The organism is Prevotella sp. P2-180 (genome assembly GCF_002251435.1).
GTDB lineage: Bacteria > Bacteroidota > Bacteroidia > Bacteroidales > Bacteroidaceae > Prevotella.
This window is the reverse complement of sequence record NZ_NPJI01000102.1, coordinates 1-1,662: the sequence shown is the minus strand read 5'-3', so window position 1 is coordinate 1,662 and position 1,662 is coordinate 1. Positions and strand designations below refer to the sequence as shown.

Below are 1,662 nucleotides of genomic sequence, written 5' to 3'. Positions count from 1 at the left end.
TATAGTATTGGCTCAGCCCATAGTACTTCGTCTCCGGCTCACCTTCATAATATATGTAGGACTGGCGGATGAGCGTGTCCATATCCACATCTAAGCCCGACTTGTCCTGTGCCATGGTAAAGAGCAGACCATAGCGCGCCCTGTCTGATTTTGACAACGAATATCTGTCAACTGTTGACAGCAAAGCCAAGGATGAATCCGGGGATTGCTCAACAATCCTCTCGGCTTCACCCATGATTTTCGCATTCCTGCCGCATGAGCAAAGCATTGTCAGCAGCAATGCAATAAGTAACGTAAAACATTCTTTAGTCCTATTCATTGCCATTAAAGATGCTTCTGATAGACACAGAGTATGGTGAATAATATCACAACACCTCAATTTCTTCCTCTGGCAAGCCTGTGGCTTTATGAATGTCGGGAATAGACATACCCATTGACTTGAGGTTCCGTGCAATGGCATTTTTTTCCGCTAAATGCCCTTTCGCTTCCCCTTCTCTCCTTGCCGTGTCAATAGAGTTCTTGATGTCGCGGTAGGCCTTGAGGCTATCCTCATACTCACGCAGCTCCTCGGGGGTGAACGTGGCTATCTCGGCTTCCTTGAAGAGGCGGTCAAACACCTTGTCGCGCAAAGCCTTGGGGCGGCTCTCCAACTTATAAAGGTTCTTCAACACAAAGAGCCACTTGTCGTAAAGCGTCTCCAACTCGTCCTCCTTCTTCTTGAACTTGGCAATCTCAACGTATATGAAGTCGAGCTTCTTATAGAACACCTTGTTGGTCTTGATGTCGCAGAGCTTCACGGTATGGGTTATCTCCTTCTTGTCGAAAGCCTCCTCCTTCATGTCGAAGTTCAACAGCGCCACGGTATATATGCGGGAGAGCTTGAAGTCCCAGTCGGCGCTTTTCTTGGCTTGTTCGCGGATGGGGAACGTGGAATAAAACAGGGAGCGGTCCTTGAAGAATTCCTGATAGGCATTCTGCATCTCGACGATGAACCTCTCTCCGTACTCGCCCTCACAATACACGTCGAAGATGGCCTTGCGTGCCGAGGTGTTGTCGCCGAAATGCTCGGTGTTGAGATACTTCACGTCCTTTATAACCTGCTTGCCGTCAAACAGGCTATTGAGGAAGTTGATCAGCAACTCCTTGTTGGGAGCAGTGCCGAATATGCGCTTGAAACCGAAGTCGGTCAGCAGGCTGATGTATCTTTCTTCTGTTGTTGCCATACCTTTATCCATTAATTCACTTATTCGGGGACAAAGTTACAATATATTTTTAAATCCTCCAAGGTTTTTGGGAAAAACTTGGCAATAATAGACACAAGTTGTATTATCCATCTTCTGGTGCTATTTTAATCAACTGCCTGCCTTTTTGGGGTTCTGCTACCTTCTTTATCACAGAAACTTGATCTATTAATGCATCTCCTTGTCTCTATCACTCTGTTTTTATTTAGTGAGTCCGATATTTGAATATTGAAGTGAGGGACTTATAGTTCCTCACTTTTAAACAGACCGTTGGGAGCCATAGAGACGTTCAATTTCAATGTAAGACAGGAGCGAGAATATCAAAGACGAGGTTATCTTGAGCTTCTCCCAACAGATTGTCAACATATACTATGATGCCTCGTGGAAAGACACACCATCCATGAAAATTGGAATATCTTTT

Annotated in this window: 1 protein-coding gene and 1 pseudogene; both read right to left on the bottom strand. The window is 45.4% G+C overall.

The genetic code is table 11. The features are described 5' to 3' along the window. A pseudogene (locus tag CIK98_RS14395) lies at window positions 1-319 on the bottom strand (hypothetical protein); the annotation flags it as partial. A 46-nt stretch (window positions 320-365) separates the two neighbouring features. Continuing rightward, window positions 366-1,223 carry an Rpn family recombination-promoting nuclease/putative transposase gene (locus tag CIK98_RS14390; RefSeq protein ID WP_094385433.1) on the bottom strand — a complete coding sequence of 286 codons (858 nt, stop codon included), beginning with the start codon at window positions 1,221-1,223 and terminating at the stop codon, window positions 366-368. Window positions 1,224-1,662: the final 439 nt, after the last annotated feature.

Coding starts and splice junctions, on each gene's coding strand:
- CIK98_RS14390 (WP_094385433.1), bottom strand. CDS start 1,223: ATGGCAACAACAGAAGAAAGATACATCAGCCTGCTGACCGACTTCGGT.